We start from the raw sequence: 18078 nt of genomic DNA, 5'->3' as shown, positions 1-18078 counted from the left end.
TTTTTGTTTAGTAGGATGTCAACAGTAATACAATAGCGGTAGAGATACACGCCGCTAACATCACTTTAGACCAACTGAGATTGAACGATGAGTTCATGGCATTTTTCCATAACAAGCTAATTTCAGCAGGATGAGCATATTTGCGTGTATTAATAGCGCTTTTTATCTGACTAATTTTCTCTGAATCGTTATATGGATGTTTATGTGTGATTGACATATCGACCTACCTTTTTGAGCTGATGCGTAATGTGCTCACTGCATCAAGCCATTGATTAATTATCTATTTGCATTATGTCACCCCAAAATTTCAGAAAAATTGACCAGTTTAATGGCATATTTCCCCATTTATTCGATGAGAAAACAGTCAATAGGAAGGAATAGTGATTGATAACTGTATTTTATTAATGTCATTGGCGTGTTAAGAGGAAATGAAGAGGTTTTCAAAGCCCTATTTAATCAAGAGGCAAAATAGAGATTGGCATAAATGGTATAGACAGTATGATGATGACAATAATGTCGTGATTGATAGGTAAAATAAAATATGCAGTCGCAAAGGAAAGCCGAACTATTTTTAGTGCTGACCACTTTTATTGCCGCATGGGGATGGATTTTTTCTCGTGAAGCTGTACAAGGCATGCCAATATTTGCTTTTTTAGGTAGTCGTTTCTTATTGGCGGCGATCATTCTAGCCCCTTTTTGTTGGGGGAAACGCCATCATATTCGCTTGCAACAACTACCGAGTATTTTGATGACGGGGGGATGGATGGCCCTCAACCTCGTTTTATGGATTTATGCCGTTGCTACAACAGACTCGCTAGGTGAGGGCGCGTTTATCATGAGCCTAGCCATGCTGTTTGTGCCGTTAGTGGGTTGGGTGCTTTTAAAAATACGGCCGACACGTTATTTTTGGCAAGCGTTACCTGTTGCAGTATTAGGCTTAGCGTGTTTAACCCTGTTTAAGGGGCAAGTTCAGTTTAAGAGTAGTCAACTTTGGTTTTTAGCTGCCGCAATCGTTCAAGCCATTTATTTCTGCTATACCAGCGTCTATGCGCGTAGTGTTCCTGTTTTACCTTTAACGGCTATTCAGTTGGCTTGTACGGGCGTGGTTGGTTTGACGTTATCTCTTTTATTAGAGGAGTGGCCAACCACGTTAGCGCCATCGATATTGATGTGGTTTATTGCCAGTGTGGTGATAGCAACCAGCTTACGTTTTATTTTGCAGTTGATTGGGCAAAAAAATACCACTGCCGCGAACGCTGCCATTATTATGATTTTAGAACCGGTGATGACCGTGTTTGTTGCTGCCATTTGGTATCATGAACGGATGCCAATGATCCAAATAATAGGTTGTATTCTTATTTTAAGTGCTCTCTTTTATTATCGATGGCGCTCTTTTCGTGCATTATCAAAATAAGACTTTTACTAAAAATAGTCCTTATAATAGAGATTTTTTAAATTAAAGCAGCTATTATTATTTACATGAGAAAGGTATGGGTAATTAATCTAAATATGACTCTCTTATTTAAATTTTTTAGATTAATAGTAATGCAAACTAAATTTATAATAGGCTAAAGATGAAAAAGATCGCATTAATTTTGGGTATGGCAGGCATTATGACATTATTAGCAGCATGCTCGGACGATAAAGCCGAAATCGCTGAATCTAAAAAAGTTTTTGTGAGTGATTGTGTGAAAGCGTCTGGGAGTCCAGCCGGTGAAACCGCAGATGCTATTAGCGCAATTTGTGCCTGTGCATATGACAAAACAATCGAAAAATACGGTTTGAAAGAATATAAACGTATTGAAGGTGAATTAGCGAAATCAGCAACAGCAGAAGCTGATTTTCAAAAATCAATGGTTGAATTTGTTAATCAGTGTACAAAAGCTGAGCGTTAATTAAGATATATCACAGCGGTAAGTGTCTTGTTACCGCTGTGACTATTATTATGCGCTAAATAACTTTTTATATTGATAAGGCGCACTGCGTAAATATTGTGGTGCAACACTGATATTTTGCCCTAGTTGCGCTGCCGCATGCCAAGGCCAACGAGGGTTGAAGAGTATCCCTCGACCGATTGATACAAAATCCGCTTGCCCAGTAGCGATTATCGCTTCGGCTTGATTAGGCTCAGTAATAAGGCCGACGGCAATCACCGGCATCATTGTATGCTCATGAATAGCTTGAGCGAGTGGCACTTGGTAATTGGGGCTAATAGGGATCTGCTGCTCAGACGATAACCCCCCTGACGAGACGTGTATATAATCACAGCCTAGTTCTTCGAGTTGTTCAGTAAGTTCAATGGATTCAGGAACCCCCCATCCACCACTGACCCAGTCGGTTGCAGAAATTCGAACGCCAACAGCAATATTGGGATTAACTGCATCTCTAACCGCACGAAATACATCGATTAATAGACGACTGCGGTTTTTAAAATTGCCCCCATATTCATCTTGGCGCTGGTTCGCGATTGGCGATAAAAATTGATGCAATAAATAACCGTGGGCTGCATGGATTTCAATAACATCAAATCCCGCATATTCTGCACGTTTAGCCGCATCGACAAATTGTTGTTGGATGTCGTGGATCTCTTGTTTGCTCAGTTCTCTTGGCGGGTGTGAATGACCAAAAGGCAAGTTTGACGCAGAGACCGTTTCCCAGCCATTTTGTTCTTGTTTAGAGAGGCTCTGACCACCCAGCCAAGGGAGATCTGTTGAGGCTTTTCTACCTGCATGAGCGATTTGAATACCTAAGCGTGCATCAGCAAATTGCCTGATATCTGCTAACATGTTTTTTAGGGCGGTTGCCTGTTCATCATTCCAGATACCGAGATCTTTATAGGTGATACGCCCAGCGGGGGTGACTGCGCTAGCTTCGACAATAACTAACGACGCCCCTGAAAGCGCGAGATTCATATAGTGTGAATGATGCCAAGCGGTTGGCATGCCGTCGATGGCGGAATATTGGCACATCGGTGGAACAATGATCCTGTTTTTTAGGGAAATTTGCCCCAAAGCTGCGGGGGAAAATAGGAAGCTCATCTGTCTTGTTCCTTAGTGATCATGATTAATTTATCCATGATACAAGTAAGTTCAGTATCATTTTGTGCTGTTCATGTGGTTTTTTACAGTTAAAGCTCAATTCTATTAGTCACAGAATAATGCAAGTAGATAAGTATAAATTTGAGAACTATGTGAAAAAGTATAATTTTCTGTCTGTTTCTCCTCATTGTGAAAATAAAACACTAAAAAAAAATAGAAAACATAAACTAGTTTGATAATTAAAAATAATTACCCTCTTATAATCGCCAGCTTAGCAATTAAGTAAATAAAAAACAATTAATATTGGTATTAATTTTAATTAATGGTTTTAATGGTGCTAATAGCGTTTTGCTCTAAATTTTTATCTTAAACGCTGATTTTTATGGCTAATTTTTAGGTTGTTATTCAGCAAAAAAATGATCTAGCTCTTGCGAAAATTAATTTTGATTTATATAAGGTCAGGGAGATAGATGTGTATTTACCGTATATTCAAAATGCATATCGCAACATTGAAAATATACAATGGAATAAATTAATACTCGTTTAAGTGTATTTAATTTTCACCTTAAAAATATAATTCTAATAAGGAACTCAATGTGTTAACAATTATCGGTATATTGATCATTCTTTCCATCGTCACCTTGCTTATGATGGGAAAAGTTAGCCCTATCATTGCAATGTCTTGTATTCCTTTTATTGGCGCCCTGATTGCAGGGTATTCAATCCCTGAAATTTCAGCTTTTTTTGAAAGCGGTATCAATAAAGTCTCTAAAGTGGCGGCGATGTTCCTGTTCGCTATTTTATTCTTTAGTTTGATGAAAGATTTGCATATTTTTGATCCTCTTATCCGTTTGATGGTCAAAATGACGCGAGGCAATGTGATCATTGTGTGTGTGATGACCACACTAATTGCGGGTGTCGTGCATTTAGATGGCTCTGGTGCCGCGACATTCCTGATTATTATTCCAGCACTGCTGCCTTTATATCGCCAGCTCGGCATGAGCCCTTATTTAATGTTGTTATTGATGTGCGCCAGTATGGGGATTATGAACATGGTGCCATGGGGTGGCCCATTAGGCCGTGCTTCTGCGGTGACAGGCATTGATGCCGCAACGTTATGGCAAAGCTTGATCCCTGTGCAGATCATCGGTATGGCTGGTGCTGTGGTATTCGCAGTAATTATGGGGTTACGTGAGAAACGCCGTATTGCCGCTGCTGCACTTAAAGGCACAAGTCCGTATCTGATGGACTCTTTATTGCCTGCTAATGAGCAAATAGCGGATGTGAATGAACAAATAAACAAGCCACAAAAGCCATGGATTAACGGTGGGTTAATTGTCGCTTCTATTATTTGTCTGGCATTTGGACTGTTATCGGCGCCTTATGTGTTTATGATTGCGTTATCAATCGCCTTACTGGTTAATTTTCCTAATCCGAAAGATCAAATGAAGGTTCTCTCTGAACATGCCCCACAAGCGTTAGGCATGGTCGCGATTATTCTCGCTGCGGGTGCTTTCCTCGGTATTTTGTCGGATGGGGGAATGCTAAAATCGATCGCTGAAGATTTAACAGCAATATTACCAACAGAATGGGTCTCTAAAATCCATATCTTTGTTGGCATCCTCGGCGTACCGATGGATATTTTCACCAGTACCGATGCGTATTACTTTGCTCTGCTACCTATTATTCAGCAAATCGCTGAAACGGCTGGTGTAGACCCCTCTTCGGTCGTATATGCAATGGCAATTGGTAATAACGCCGGAACATTTGTTAGCCCATTCTCACCAGCTGCATGGTTGGCAATGGGGCTTGCTGGAATTGATATGGGGCGCCATCTGCGCTATTCATTCGGTTGGATTTGGCTGTTTAGCTTCTTCACCTTAGCGGTAGGTGCTGTACTCGGCTTATATTAAGCCACAGGTTAGCCCTTTAATGCATCGGTGTGCCCCTTAAGATAAGGGGCACATTGTCATTTTTAACGTTTAAAATTGAGGGAAAGGGGCTGAACAGCGCGACACAGTAAAAGTGAAAGTGGGCTGATACGCGATGAAAGCCACTCCATTACCGTCATAGATTCAGATTAAATTGATAGCCTTTTACTTGACAGTTAGGCTAGAATCGGCCTGTTTTTAAATGAATTTGTTACTTTTGAATAAGTAACACCCCATAACGAGGCCGTTCCGCGGAAGAGATATGTAATACCAACTCTTGATTTCTCACACAACACAGAGGCAAATCTTGCTAAAGGATTTGTTGTTTTTCCTATTTCTGTAGAGAAAGCATGATGAATATGCAATCAAGAAAGTATGGTAGAACGTATCACTATCCGTTCTCACCTGGCACCACCAGTGATGATCGTATCAATAGCGATTGGTGGTCGCACATCCAGAATATTGAACAACTGGTACATACCGAAAAACTCGATGGTGAAAATAATTGCTTAAGCCAATATGGGGTTTTTGCTCGCTCGCATGCTGCGCCAACACAGTCAGCATGGAGCCAACAGATCCGCCAGCGCTGGCAGTTAATTAAAAACGATTTAGGGGATATCGAACTGTTTGGCGAAAACCTCTATGCGATACACTCTATTGAATATCAACATATTGAAGATTACTTCTATGTTTTTGCCGTGCGACAAGGTGACTATTGGCTTAGCTGGGAAGAGGTGAAGTTTTATGCCGCTCTATTTGATTTTCCAACAGTGCCGGAGCTAACCCTCAAGATTGATAGGCAACTTGGGCCACAGGCTTATGCGGCTCAGCTTAGTGAGGCCGCTTCACAAGATAGCCTTTTTGGGGCTTGTGATACGTTTACTCAGCAACCTTGTAGTATGGAAGGCATTGTGACTCGCGATAGCCGCCGTTTTTTGGTCGCTGATTTTATGCAGCATGTCTTTAAATATGTGCGAAAAAACCATGTTAAAACCGATATTCATTGGAAAAGACATTGGCAGCGAGCGAAGTTAGCGTTCGAACGCCAAAAGGGGGAAGTATGAGTTGGCAATTGACTGAACAACGCGCATGGTCACAGCTAGAGGCGCAATTTGATTTTGTGCGTGATATGCGAGGCGTACCGCAAGATGCGCTGCATCATGCCGAAGGTGATGTGGCAACACATACACAAATGGTTTTAGCAGCACTCGAAGCATTACCTGAATACCAACAACTCCCTGTTTTACAGCAAAATATCGTTTGGGCAGCAGCACTGCTGCATGATGTTGAAAAGCGTACGACAACACGAGAAGATGAAAACGGGCGTATTATCTCCCCTGGTCATGCGAAAAAAGGTGAATTATCTGCTCGACGCATTCTTTATCGAGAGGTTGAAACCCCGTTTGCGATACGTGAACAAGTCGCCGCTTTAGTTCGCTATCATGGCTTACCTTTATGGTTGATGGAAAAAGTCGACCCTGAGCGGGCGCTATTTGCTGCTTCTTTACGTGTTGATATGTCACTGCTGTGTTTATTAGCAAAGGCGGACGTATTGGGGCGCATATGCCAAGATCAGTCGGAACTCTTGTCTCGCATTGAAATATTTGAGCTATTTTGTCGCGAACAGGGGTGTTGGACGCAACCAAAAGCTTTTGCTTCGGCGGCTGGGCGTTTCCACTATTTTCATCACCAGCGTGGCACTACGGATTACGAGCCTTTTGAGGAGCAAGGAAGTGAAGTGGTTATGCTGTGTGGCTTGCCGGGAATGGGAAAAGATCACTTTATTGCTCAGCATTATCCGCAATGGGAAGTGGTCTGCCTTGATGAAATTCGTCGCGCGCATAAAATCGATCCTGCCGATAAAAATGCGCAAGGTTGGGTCGCTCAACAAGCGAAGGAGCAGGCGAAAGTCTTGTTACGTGCAAAAAAGGACTTTATTTGGAATGCAACTTCACTGAGTGCGTCATTAAGAGCCAGTATGATCGGTTTGTTTGCCCGCTATCAGGCGAAAATCCACCTTATTTATTTGGAAGTTCCCTACAAGCAGTGGCAACAACAAAATCGTCAACGTGACTACGCCGTGCCAGAAAAGGTAATGGAGCGTATGGCAAGTAAATTAGAATTGCCAACACCCGATGAGGCTCATCAAGTTTCTTATGTGATCCAAGGGGAATTTCAGTCACACTAGTTAGAGAAAGGTGACGCCTATAATAGATAGGCGTCATGTGTCAGAGAGATAACCGATTAAGGAACATACACATCCCCGGAAAATAGCTTTCGCGCCGTTCGAATAATGGAAGCTTGTAACCCTTCTGGGAAGTCGCCTTGCTGATTGAGCGAAACATCAAAATGACCACTGAGGTGTTCAATCGAGATATGTTGCATATCGACATTTTTTGTTAAATAACGCTTGATGACGCTATTTTCTAAGATGGTGCCTGTCGCTATTGCAATAGCGCCTGTAACAGCTAATGCACCGTGACACTTATGAGGCATAAAATAGCGAACGTTAACCGTTCCACCATGAATTGCAGGGGAAACCAGAACAGGCTTGGGGATCACTTTTTGGCTGACATCACCTAATCCCATCGCAAGGCCAGCTTGGCGGCGGATGCTCTCTAGGCGCAGCATAAACGCCTTATCCGCTTCAAGTTGAGCCGCGCTCTCATAACCCGTTTTGTTTAATTGAGGGGCGTCAATGAGCACAACTGGCATCGCCATATCGATACAACTGACTTCGACGCCATCGAAAGTATCAATGGCATGGCCCGTGGGGAGTAGTTTTCCAGTTTTTGTACCACACGCATTTAAAAATGTGAGGGCGATAGGGGCAGCATGACCAGGAACGCTTGCAATGGTGGTATCACCTTCATAAACAATATGACCATTTGGTGTTTGTACTGTGGCGTTGACGAAAGTATTCGTATTGATATTACGAATTCGGATTGTTGTTTCATCACCTGTTATAGGCATTAACCCTTTTTCGATGGCGTAAGCGCCAACGGCACAGAGAATATTGCCACAATTAGGCGCGGTATCAACAATACGTTCCGTCACTGAAACTTGAGCAAATAAATAATCAATGTCGGCATCAGGGTGGAGGGAGCGGCTAATGATTGCCACTTTACTGGTTTGAGGGCTACCACCACCAATACCATCAATTTGCAGTGCGTGGCCCGATCCCATAATAGCTAATATGAGTTCATCGCGCTCTTGGATATTCTTTGGTAGGTCATCTGCTAATAAAAATACGCCTTTAGATGTGCCGCCACGCATCAACATACAAGGTATTTTTTTCATGTATTTTCCTATTTAGAGTATTGCTCATTTATTATTTATGCTGTTGATGGCATGAAATAAAAACAATCGCTGCCGGTAGCACAGCAAAATAATAGGAAGAGGGCATTTAATATTTAAATGGGATCTCATAAGCTCAGATCCCATTGTTAATTTAATTTGTATTCAGATTATTATTTTCTAAATTAAACCGGAGCTGATTAATATTTCCCACCAGCCTAAACCAATTGTCATATGTACCAGTAAACTTAAGAATGCAACGATACCACCTATAATCCACCAAGAACGAATATCGTTGTAGCCAGCACCGAAGACGATTGGTGCTGCCGCGCCTCCGTAGTGGGTTAAGCTGCCACCGTAAGCATTCGAGAAGAGTAGACCGAGGGCTAGCAGCATTGGTGGTGCACCCGCAACCATACCGACAGTTGCAAACACAGGCACCATTGCAGCGACATAAGCACCGCCAGACGCGAAGAGGTAACGTATCGCAACACTGATAAACATAATCACAAAGAAGGCGAGCATGGTTTGATCACCGAATGAGAGGTGTTGACCCATAACATTGGCTAACCATTCGAAAAAGCCAGCTTTTGTCAGTACACCAGACATCCCGATGATACCGCCGTACCAAATCAAGGTATTCCAGCCACCTTTATTTTTTAGCACATCATCCCAAGTCACAACGCCCAGAATTAATGTCAAAGCCATAACACAAATCGCAACAGTGGAAGCACTGACACCAATTTTATCGGCAAAGATCCAACCCGCTAAAGCTAATAGGAACACAATACTCAGCAGCTTTTCTCTTACCGTCATGGGGCCAAGCTCTTCTAAACCTTTTGCGGCGATCTCTTTGTTGTTGACCTTTTTTAACTCAGGTGGATAAAGCTTATAGATAATGAATGGCGTTAAAATGAGCATGATAAGACCCGGAACTGCGGCTGCAAGCGCCCAGCCTCCCCAACTCAAACTAATGCCCATAATATCGCTCATCATCGCCAGTGCTAACGCATTTGGAGCCATAGCTGTTAGGAACATATAGCTGGTGGTTTTTGTCACCATATAAACGTTCACTAAAAGGTAGTGACCTGCTTTTCGAGGGCTTTTTTCGGGATCTGAACCCAGAGCCACAGCCACACTGTTAATGATAGGGAAAACAATCCCACCAGCACGCGCGGTATTGGAGGGGGTTGCAGGCGCGATAATTAAGTCAAGGATGGCAGTTACATAGCCAAGACCTAATGTCGTACTACCTAATTTACCAATTAAAACATAGGAAAGTCGTTTACCTAACCCAGTGATCACGAAAGCAGCACTGAGTGTAAACGCTGCAAAGACTAACCATGTTGTACCCGAAGCATAACCACTTAAGACCTCGCTCACTTTGACATCTTTAGTGCCAGTCACACCGATGATCGTCGCACTTGCAGCAATGGTGGCTAACAATATTACAGGTTCAGAATAAGGTTTTAGTACCAGCCCGACGATAGCGGCTAAGTAGAGACCAAATAGTAACCAAGCAATATGGGGTAGCCCCTCCGGCGTGGGAATAAGCGATATGATTATGGGAATCGCTATTAGAATAAATAGCTTCCATATTTTATCTTTTTGCATAGGCCAGTTTCCTTAATATTAATACTAAACTTAATTAATATTAAATTTTATGAACTTTAATATTATGAATTTGTTTAATGACAAATTTGGCATGCAGAGATTCGTTGAAGAGTGTCAATCTCTTCTTCAATACCAAATAAGTTATAAATTCGTTAAACTAATAATCAATATTTAATTAACATATCTTTATTAAAATGATTTTTAATTTTCCTATGTTGATTTAAATTTATTTTTTTATTAATGAGTAAAATGGATCCTGTCTTTTGAATAAGGTAACCGAGATAAAAACCACGTTAAAATAAGTAAATCAGCACTTCCTCCAGGACTTAAATTTTTTGCGATACATTGATTATCGAATGATTTAATTTTTTCTAAATCAGCAGAGGTTGTTAATCCACCTTGGTCGAGTAAAGTTTGCGCTTGTGTTTTTAACCATGCTAACCCTTCCAATCCACCACGATTGGCAACATTGGTATCATCATTGTTCGCCATTAATAGGATTAACGTTTCAAGTAATGCGAGTTCTTGTGGTTTACCTTCAACAAGTTGTTTTAAATAGTAGGGGAGCGATAAATTGACGACTAATTGATAACCACTTTCAGCTTCACCGCGCGCGCCTGTCAAACCGAAAGATTGATATAACCGCTGGCCTGCTGTAGGACGGATCGTTTTATGTTTTAGTTCCGCGGTAATGCCTCGGCACATTTGTGATACCCCATTACTGATACTCATGGCTGAAACGGGTTCATGCAGTGCTAATTGGCGACCAATAACGGTTAGTAGTAATCCAAGAGAAAATATTGATCCTTTATGGGTATTAACCCCTTTGGTGGATTGGAACATCGACTTTTCACAAGCTATACCAATAGGGCGAATAAGCGTCAAAACTTGCTCGATGGGGTACTGCTTATATTTGGCGCCTGCCAGTAAAAAGTCAGGAAAATGTTGTGCAATAGCATGAGCACTAAGATGAAAATCGGTCAGCGCCATGTCTTTATGAGCGCCAGTATTGAATTTATCAACTAACCCTGGTTTAGGGGTTAAATTGACTTCTGCCATCATGGCTTGCCAGCCGAGTTGGCTGTAGTAGTGCACGATCTCTTGTGTGAGTTGCTCTGTTTGCTCAATCGTGATTGGACGCATTGGCTAGCACCTCTATCTGATGAATAATTTCACTTAATGAATGAGCACGCTCTCGCGCACAGATCTTAGCTTCTTTTTCGCAGATTAAGCAGCGTCTAGGAGGAAGTTGCAGCTCAGAGCGCGAATATTGCCGTCCTTGTGCATCAAAGACATCAAAATCCCACAGGCGACCGACCGCTGATAACTCTTCTGCTTCAATTAAGGCAGTTTTAACCTCAATGGCATCGGCATCGACTGCCACGAAACATTCAGGGCCTGTTGGTAAAGCGAAAGATTGTTGTGCTAAAAGTACCCACTGCCTGCATTGAGCCACCTGTTTAAGCGCATTTAATCCCTGATTAAAGATTTGCCTGACAAGATGATTATCTTTAACAGGTCCAGGAAAAACGACAGTAAACGAAATCAGGGTTACCTGATGGAGACCAATCCATTGTTGTTGCCGAGCCTGACGAACATCACGGCTTGCCAACAATTCAGATAAAGAAATTTCAGGTTGCTCTATCGTATCAGGCAGTGGGTAAAACATGGTGTTACTCCTTAACCTGATGCACGACATCAATTATAGAGCCATCGCGATAACGAACTACTGCCACGACTTTGTCTGTAAATTCAATCGGATTAGGTTTACCCGTTAACAGTTCAGCACGTTCGCGTAACCAATCAATGGAGACCGTTTTTATGCCCTGACTTTCCAATTGCTGTTTTAGCTCAGGACGGGCAGGGTTGACGGCAATACCATGGTCAGTGACGAGAATATCGACGCTAGAGCCGGGGGTAACACAAGTGATCACTTCATCGACTAAAGTTGGAATGCGACCACGTACTAAAGGTGCAACAATGATTGACAGTTTTGATGCAACCGCGGTATCACTGTGTCCGCCAGATGCACCGCGGATCACGCCATCTGAACCAGTTAACACGTTGACATTAAAGCGTGTATCTATTTCGAGGGCGCTGAGTACAACAACGTCAAGCATATCAACAGAGGCCCCTTTCGAGTCAAAGCAAGCGTATTGATTGGCGCTGATTTCGATGTGATTCGGGTTGCGGGCGAGTGACATTGCCGCAGCGCGGTCAAAACTCTGCACATCAATTAACTTGCGAATAAAGCCTTTTTCATGCAGATCAACAATCGTGGATGTGATACCCCCTAATGCAAAACCTGCACAGATGTTATGGCGACGCATTTTGTCTTCAAGGAAACGAGTGACGGCAAGTGAAGCACCGCCAGTCCCCGTTTGTAGTGAAAAACCTTCTTTAAAATAGCCTGATTTTTCGATGACGTCTGCTGCTGTTCGCGCAATCAGTAATTCACGCGGATTAGAGGTCATACGAGTTGCATCGGCACCGATTTTGTCGGCATCCCCCACACGCGCTACTTTGACGATATAATCGACTTCATCTTGTTTGATGCTAGCAGGGTTATGTGGATAAGGGAGTAACTCTTCGGTTAGCATCACGACTTTATTTGCCGTTTCGGCATCAATTTTTGCATAACCTAATGAACCGCAACAAGCTTCACCGGTATAGCCATTGGCATTACCGTATTCATCACAAGATGGAACACCAATAAAAGCCACATCGATATTCAGTTCGCCGCTATGGATCAGGTTAGCTCGCCCACCATGCGAGTGAATCTGTACTGGTTCAGCTAATTCACCACGGGAAATGGCTTCTGCTAATGGCCCACGAATACCGGATGTGTAAATTTTGCGGATAACACCATGGCGAATATGTTCTACTAATGGGGAATGGCAAGCACTCAACGAGCTAGAAGCCAGAGTGAGATTACGGAATCCCATCTCTGCAATCACTTGCATGACAAGGTTGATGGTCAAATCACCGCCACGAAAAGCATGGTGGAATGAAATGGTCATGCCATCTTTTAAACCTGAACGGCGGATGGCGACTTGCAAATCATCACACAGTTTGCGATTGCGGGGTTTTTGAACTTGTTGTTGTACTTTGCCAATATCTTTAAATTGACGAGGGGCATCGTCAGTTATATGGTCAAAATAGGCTGATACGCGTGCCTGGCGCTGTGTTATCGTTGTCATTTTCAATGCCTCACTCTTCTCGAATACCTGATAATGCCGCTCGTGAAAGCACTAAGCGTGCTCGGTCAATGACAGGGCCATCAACCATTTTTCCGTTCAGTGAAACCACACCACGGCCTTCTTGTTCCGCGGCATTGGCGGCATCAACAACGCGTTGGGCGTGATCCACTTCTTTTTGTGTCGGCGCATAAAGGTTATGAAGGAGTTCGATTTGACGAGGATTAATTAAGGATTTGCCATCAAAACCAAGTTGCTTAATGTGTGCGGCTTCTTTTAAGAAACCTTCTTCATTATTGGCGTCAGAGTATACGGTATCAAATGCTTGAATACCGGCTGAGCGTGCAGCTTGTAAAATGGCGCACCGAGCATAGAGGAGTTCAATACCGTCTGGAGACCGCTCGGTACGCAAATTGCGGACATAGTCCTCGGCACCTAATGCGATGCCAATAAGTCGGGGTGATGAGTGAGCAATGTTGACTGCCTGTGTGATCCCCATCGGTGATTCAATAGCAGCAAGCAAACCGGTGCTACCAGGTTCGCGACCACAGCTTTTCTCAATACGTAAAATTTCATTTTCGATATCAATAACATCTTGTGCTGTATCTGTTTTGGGTAAACGCACAATATCAGCACCACCGCGAACAACGGCTTCTAAGTCTGCGACGCCGAAAGCGGAATCCAGTGCATTGACACGAACAATGGTTTCAACATCCTGATATAAAGGGTGTTGTAGCGCATGATAGACCAAACGACGAGCCGTATCTTTTTCGCGCAAGGCGACGGAGTCTTCAAGGTCGAACATCAACGCATCGGCTTTGTAAATAAATGAGTTACTCAGCATTGCGGCATTAGAGCCGGGGACAAACAGCATGCTTCTACGCGTCCGAGTTTTTCTTTCCGGTGTCATTATTTGTCCTCCCAAGGCAATGCAGTGATATCACATGCTCTTGCAAGCAAGGCTTCTAGGCGCGCTCTAAGAACACATTCAAGGGCACCCTTATCATCAATAATGATTTGAGCGCCTTCAATTTCATGTTGTTCAATCAATTCAAGGACAATTTTTTCAATCGCATCACCAAACTGTTTCTCAACACTACTGCTGATTTGTATTGAAACTTCCTGCGTGTCTTCTAAGGGTTCTATTCGTACCATGACATCGCTTGATTCAAGCGTGCCTGCAACGGCTGCGTGGAGTATTTTCATAGTTCACCTGTGACTAATTCAGAATTTTCGATACGGTGAGGGGCCGATGTTGAACGGGAAGCTAACATATCCTCTAAATAGCGATAGGTTGCCTCGGGAACAATCGGCTTGATCGCCGCAAGATCTTTTTTAGCAAGCAGTCTACGAACTTGTGAGGCGGATACCGCCGTGCCGTCATAGACCATTCGCGGAAATTCAACCAGCTCAATAGGTGGATAACTAAGCGTGCGAGTTTCGAGCCAATAGCGCATGTCTTCGTTATATTGATTAGTGACTTTGCAAAAAGGCTCAGTGCCCACAAAACGGTGTGTGATCCCCAGTGCTGGTGCAATATATTGACGGAAAATTTTGATATCGATTTCGGTATAACAATTATCAACAACGGCTTTGTCCTTGATGAAATAGCAGGGAAAAGTCGCTCTTGAGATGATGTATTCAGAGCCTTTGTGGATAGTGAGATTTTCAATTCCTTTGGTGCCAGCCTCAATCAGTGCTAAGCGAACGCTATAAGGGAACCGTGAGGTATCTTCTTTGACGACAAATAAATGTAGCCAATCACAAGATTGAGCGGCTTTTTCGATTAAATAGCGGTGACCCAGAGTGAATGGATTGGCATTCATCACGATAGCACCTATTTTTTTGCCTTCTTTACGGTAGTTTTTTAAGTTTTTAATATAGCGTTTTAAGTAACAACAACTATTTTCCATTAATACCATGATATTTGGCACAGTAGCCAAAGTATGGAATCCACATTGTTGAAATAAACTTTCGTTTTGAGTTTTAGTATAAATGAAGAGATGGGTTGTATTATTTTCGTAGGCAAGGTTAACTAATTCAGTGGCTAATTTTAATGCAAGACCTTCACCACGAACATGATCACTGATAGCCACACATTTAATAACATTTTTAGCGAGGCCACCACATGCAATTAATTTATCATTGCGCGTAATTGTAATAAAAACGTCAATGCTTGAATCAATATCGAGGTCGTTCTCTTTTAAAAACTGAGCAATTTCAGCTAGTTTCCTGTTCTCATGACGTTTTACTTGGTGAAACGTTATGTTTTCGAACATATTAGTATCCTGCATCTCATATAGAGATGTTTTTAAGTTGTTACTAATGTTAAAGTTAATTAAATAAAACTCTTAATATTAATTTAATAAATAACTCATTAGCTTTTTATTTAATTATCCTTTTCGATATTAATATTAATGCTTATAGCATTATTATATTTGACCTGTTTCATGTTTCTAAAAGGAGTTTGTATTTGTTTAATGGTTTTTATGCACTTTATTATGGGATATGTTTTTTATTGCTTGGTTTTAATGGATTTAATTATTAATATGGTGTTTATTTGCTCGCTAAATCGAGTCTAGTGTGTGTTATTGGCTTGCTTTTCGTGTAACAATATTTTTACTTTTCAGTAGGTAACATAGGGTATCTCATGGCAAAAGAGCATCAACGTTCTCTATTTAGAAAAAATAAATCGATATCCTTTTCAGTACGGGTGTTCTTTTTGCTATTACTCGTTTCTGTTGTATTGACTTTTAGCCTAGGCAAGTATTTCACCGACACGGCAGAAAACCGTTTAATGGCCAATATTCGCTCTCTTGCCATGAGTCAGGCGAAGCTGATTGCATCGATGGAAGGTATCGTCCAATCCGTCAAAACCAAAGACATTCAAAGCCTCAAAGTGATTGCAGATCAACTAAATCAAGATTCAGATTATGATTATGTGGTGATAGGGGATGAAAATTCGATGCGCTTATATCACCCAAACCAAGAAAAGGTTGGCTTTAAAATGCAGTGGAATAAACCCGGTGCGTTGGAACGAGGTGAAAGCTATTTTATTGACGGTGAAGGGTCTATAGGGAATGCTGTACGCGCAAAAACGCCGATATTTGATGAAAATAATAAGGTGATTGGGGTGGTGTCTATCGGGTACCTCACCAATAAAATTGAAACTTCCCGTAGTGAATTATTTGTACAAACGGGTGCCACCTTTTTTGGGGTTTTGGTCATCTTGCTTTTTTTGTCATGGGCCTTTACTCGGTTGATCCAACGGCAAATGCTGGGGATGGAGCCTGAGCAGATCGCGCAAATGGTGGTTATGCAAAAAGGGATCTTTGAAGCCGTTTTCGAAGGGGTGATTGCCGTTGATTGTGAAGGGCGCATCATTAATATCAATCACAACGCACGCAAAATGCTCTCCCTAAGTGAACCATCTAACCATTTGGTTGGGCGCGCTATCAGTGAGTTAGTGACGCCGGCAACATTTTTTATTAATGATATCTCTACCACACAACATGATGTCATTTGTTCCTTCAATGGGTTAAATGTGATTGCAAACCGCATTGCATTACACGATGAAAATCACTTAATTGGTGCGGTCATTAGCTTTCGTAGCCAAAATGATATTGAATCTCTCAATTCCCAATTGACACAAGTACGTCAATACGTTGAGAATTTGCGCTCTTTGCGTCATGAACACCTTAATTGGATGTCAACGCTGAGCGGCCTTCTACAAATGAAGGAATATGATCAAGCACTAGCGATGATCAAAGGGGAATCTGAGTCACAACAGCAGTTGATTGATTCATTACGCAAGCAATTTGCCGATAAGCAAGTCGCTGGGTTACTGTTTGGTAAATATCACCGTGCCAGAGAGCTTGGGGTGCAATTGGTATTTATAGAAGGGTGCCAATTGAGTTCGTTACCGCCGTTACTTAGCAGTACAGAATTTTGTGCCATTTTGGGGAATCTTCTGGACAATGCGTTTGAAGCAAGCTTGAAAAATAATGAGGGTAATAAGCAGGTTGAGTTGTACCTTTCTGATGAAGGGAGCGAGTTTGTGATCGAAGTCGCGGATCAGGGCTGTGGTTTCCCTGCTGAAATGAAAGAAAGGTGGTTTGAAAGAGGTATGACAACAAAAACGGAGTCAGTCGATGGGCACGGCATTGGCTTGTATCTTGTGGCTTCGTATGTCAAAAGGTGTGATGGTGTGGTTATAATTGAAGATAATCAACCACATGGTACTCTATTCTCAATTTTTATTCCGAAAGTGAAGATGCAAAATGATTAAGATAAAAATCCTCATTGTGGAAGATGAACTCTTATTAGCAGAAATGCACGGTGAGTATATAAAATCCTATCCCGCTTGCGATAAAGTTTGGGTTGCAGGTGATTTGGCTCAGGCCAGAAAAATGATTGAATATATGAAGCCTGATCTCATCTTACTCGATAACTATTTGCCTGACGGTAAAGGCATTGATCTGGTTCATGAATTGATCCAAGAAAGAAACAACGCCGATATCGTATTTACCACGGCGGCGAGCGATATGGAAACTGTCTCAGAAGCTATCCGCTTAGGTGTGTTCGATTATTTGGTGAAGCCTATTGCTTATGAGCGCTTAGGGCAAACACTCGATCGCTATATTCAACGTAAATCAGTGTTACAGGCAGGGAGCAAAACGAATCAAAGCCAAATCGACGATATGTTTAATACTTATGCGCGGGGGGAGGCCAAAGAGGAACTACCAACAGGCATTGATGCGTTGACACTCGAAAAAGTGCTCTCACTTTTTGCACAACCCGATGCGGAATATACCGCCGAGACAATTGCAGAAACAATTAAACTGAGCCGTACAACGGCACGCCGTTATTTAGAGTACTGCTTAGCTCAACATAAAATCGAAGCGGAAATTGAGTACGGCAAAGTAGGGCGGCCTCAACGAATCTACCGTGCCGTTCAAAAATAGCGGTTAATAACATCATGAAGTCTGCATAAACAAACAG

17 protein-coding genes are annotated in these 18078 nt (G+C 42.3%); 7 read left to right on the top strand and 10 right to left on the bottom strand.

Annotation, left to right across the window (positions count from 1 at the left end; genetic code table 11):
* Positions 1–7: 7 nt before the first annotated feature.
* Positions 8–217: a hypothetical protein gene (locus PR675_RS03815; protein ID WP_004918732.1), complete on the bottom strand. Its 210-nt coding sequence runs from the start codon at positions 215–217 to the stop codon at positions 8–10.
* A gap of 324 nt (positions 218–541) precedes the next feature.
* Between PR675_RS03815 and PR675_RS03810 the strand changes: the two genes are divergently transcribed.
* Positions 542–1414 (top strand): DMT family transporter, encoded by an 873-nt coding sequence (locus tag PR675_RS03810; protein ID WP_004918734.1) that lies wholly within the window; start codon positions 542–544, stop codon positions 1412–1414.
* Positions 1415–1574: 160 nt separating this feature from the next.
* Positions 1575–1895 (top strand): hypothetical protein, encoded by a 321-nt coding sequence (locus PR675_RS03805; RefSeq protein WP_004918736.1) that lies wholly within the window; start codon positions 1575–1577, stop codon positions 1893–1895.
* A 48-nt stretch (positions 1896–1943) separates the two neighbouring features.
* On the opposite strand, the gene PR675_RS03800 is transcribed toward PR675_RS03805, so the two are convergent.
* A complete protein-coding gene (locus tag PR675_RS03800; protein ID WP_040133020.1) occupies positions 1944–3038 on the bottom strand; it encodes an NADH:flavin oxidoreductase/NADH oxidase in 1095 nt (364 codons plus the stop codon).
* Between the two features lie 596 nt (positions 3039–3634).
* Between PR675_RS03800 and PR675_RS03795 the strand changes: the two genes are divergently transcribed.
* The 3 genes from PR675_RS03795 (at position 3635) to PR675_RS03785 (ending at position 7157) form a co-directional block, all read left to right on the top strand.
* Entirely contained in the window at positions 3635–4951 is a 1317-nt protein-coding gene (locus tag PR675_RS03795; protein ID WP_014658090.1) for a CitMHS family transporter, read from the top strand.
* A 371-nt stretch (positions 4952–5322) separates the two neighbouring features.
* A complete protein-coding gene (locus PR675_RS03790; RefSeq protein WP_014658091.1) occupies positions 5323–6033 on the top strand; it encodes an RNA ligase family protein in 711 nt (236 codons plus the stop codon).
* Positions 6030–7157, top strand: a complete 1128-nt coding sequence (locus PR675_RS03785; protein WP_036943767.1) for an AAA family ATPase — start codon at positions 6030–6032, stop codon at positions 7155–7157. The genes PR675_RS03790 and PR675_RS03785 overlap by 4 nt, the downstream gene beginning before the upstream one ends.
* Before the next feature lie 56 nt (positions 7158–7213).
* Here PR675_RS03785 and PR675_RS03780 read toward each other — a convergent pair whose 3' ends face one another.
* The 8 genes from PR675_RS03780 to citC form a co-directional block, all read right to left on the bottom strand.
* Positions 7214–8269: a 4-oxalomesaconate tautomerase gene (locus PR675_RS03780; RefSeq protein ID WP_060561343.1), complete on the bottom strand. Its 1056-nt coding sequence runs from the start codon at positions 8267–8269 to the stop codon at positions 7214–7216.
* 177 nt (positions 8270–8446) lie between these two features.
* Positions 8447–9880: an anion permease gene (locus tag PR675_RS03775; RefSeq protein ID WP_004918749.1), complete on the bottom strand. Its 1434-nt coding sequence runs from the start codon at positions 9878–9880 to the stop codon at positions 8447–8449.
* 237 nt (positions 9881–10117) lie between these two features.
* A complete protein-coding gene (gene citG / locus PR675_RS03770; protein WP_040133022.1) occupies positions 10118–11023 on the bottom strand; it encodes a triphosphoribosyl-dephospho-CoA synthase CitG in 906 nt (301 codons plus the stop codon).
* Positions 11004–11549, bottom strand: a complete 546-nt coding sequence (gene citX / locus PR675_RS03765; protein ID WP_004918752.1) for a citrate lyase holo-[acyl-carrier protein] synthase — start codon at positions 11547–11549, stop codon at positions 11004–11006. The genes citG and citX overlap by 20 nt, the downstream gene beginning before the upstream one ends.
* A gap of 4 nt (positions 11550–11553) precedes the next feature.
* Positions 11554–13080 carry a citrate lyase subunit alpha gene (citF, locus tag PR675_RS03760; protein WP_060561342.1) on the bottom strand — a complete coding sequence of 509 codons (1527 nt, stop codon included), beginning with the start codon at positions 13078–13080 and terminating at the stop codon, positions 11554–11556.
* Positions 13081–13090: 10 nt separating this feature from the next.
* Complete coding sequence (citE, locus tag PR675_RS03755; protein ID WP_004918754.1) at positions 13091–13987, bottom strand: citrate (pro-3S)-lyase subunit beta; 897 nt, start codon at positions 13985–13987, stop codon at positions 13091–13093.
* A complete protein-coding gene (gene citD, locus PR675_RS03750) occupies positions 13987–14283 on the bottom strand; it encodes a citrate lyase acyl carrier protein (RefSeq protein WP_004918755.1) in 297 nt (98 codons plus the stop codon). Before citD ends, citE begins: the two co-directional genes overlap by 1 nt.
* Entirely contained in the window at positions 14280–15356 is a 1077-nt protein-coding gene (gene citC, locus PR675_RS03745; protein WP_036943776.1) for a [citrate (pro-3S)-lyase] ligase, read from the bottom strand. The genes citD and citC overlap by 4 nt, the downstream gene beginning before the upstream one ends.
* A 371-nt stretch (positions 15357–15727) precedes the next feature.
* Between citC and dpiB the strand changes: the two genes are divergently transcribed.
* Both dpiB and dpiA read left to right on the top strand, forming a co-directional pair.
* A complete protein-coding gene (gene dpiB / locus PR675_RS03740) occupies positions 15728–17365 on the top strand; it encodes a sensor histidine kinase DpiB (protein WP_014658097.1) in 1638 nt (545 codons plus the stop codon).
* Complete coding sequence (gene dpiA, locus PR675_RS03735) at positions 17358–18041, top strand: two-component response regulator DpiA (protein WP_004918761.1); 684 nt, start codon at positions 17358–17360, stop codon at positions 18039–18041. The genes dpiB and dpiA overlap by 8 nt, the downstream gene beginning before the upstream one ends.
* Positions 18042–18078: the final 37 nt, after the last annotated feature.

It is taken from the genome of Providencia sp. PROV261 (assembly GCF_028477945.1).
GTDB classification, from domain to species: Bacteria; Pseudomonadota; Gammaproteobacteria; order Enterobacterales; family Enterobacteriaceae; genus Providencia; species Providencia stuartii.
The sequence above is the reverse complement of the archived record's forward strand: the minus strand, read 5'-3'. Positions and strand labels throughout refer to the sequence as shown.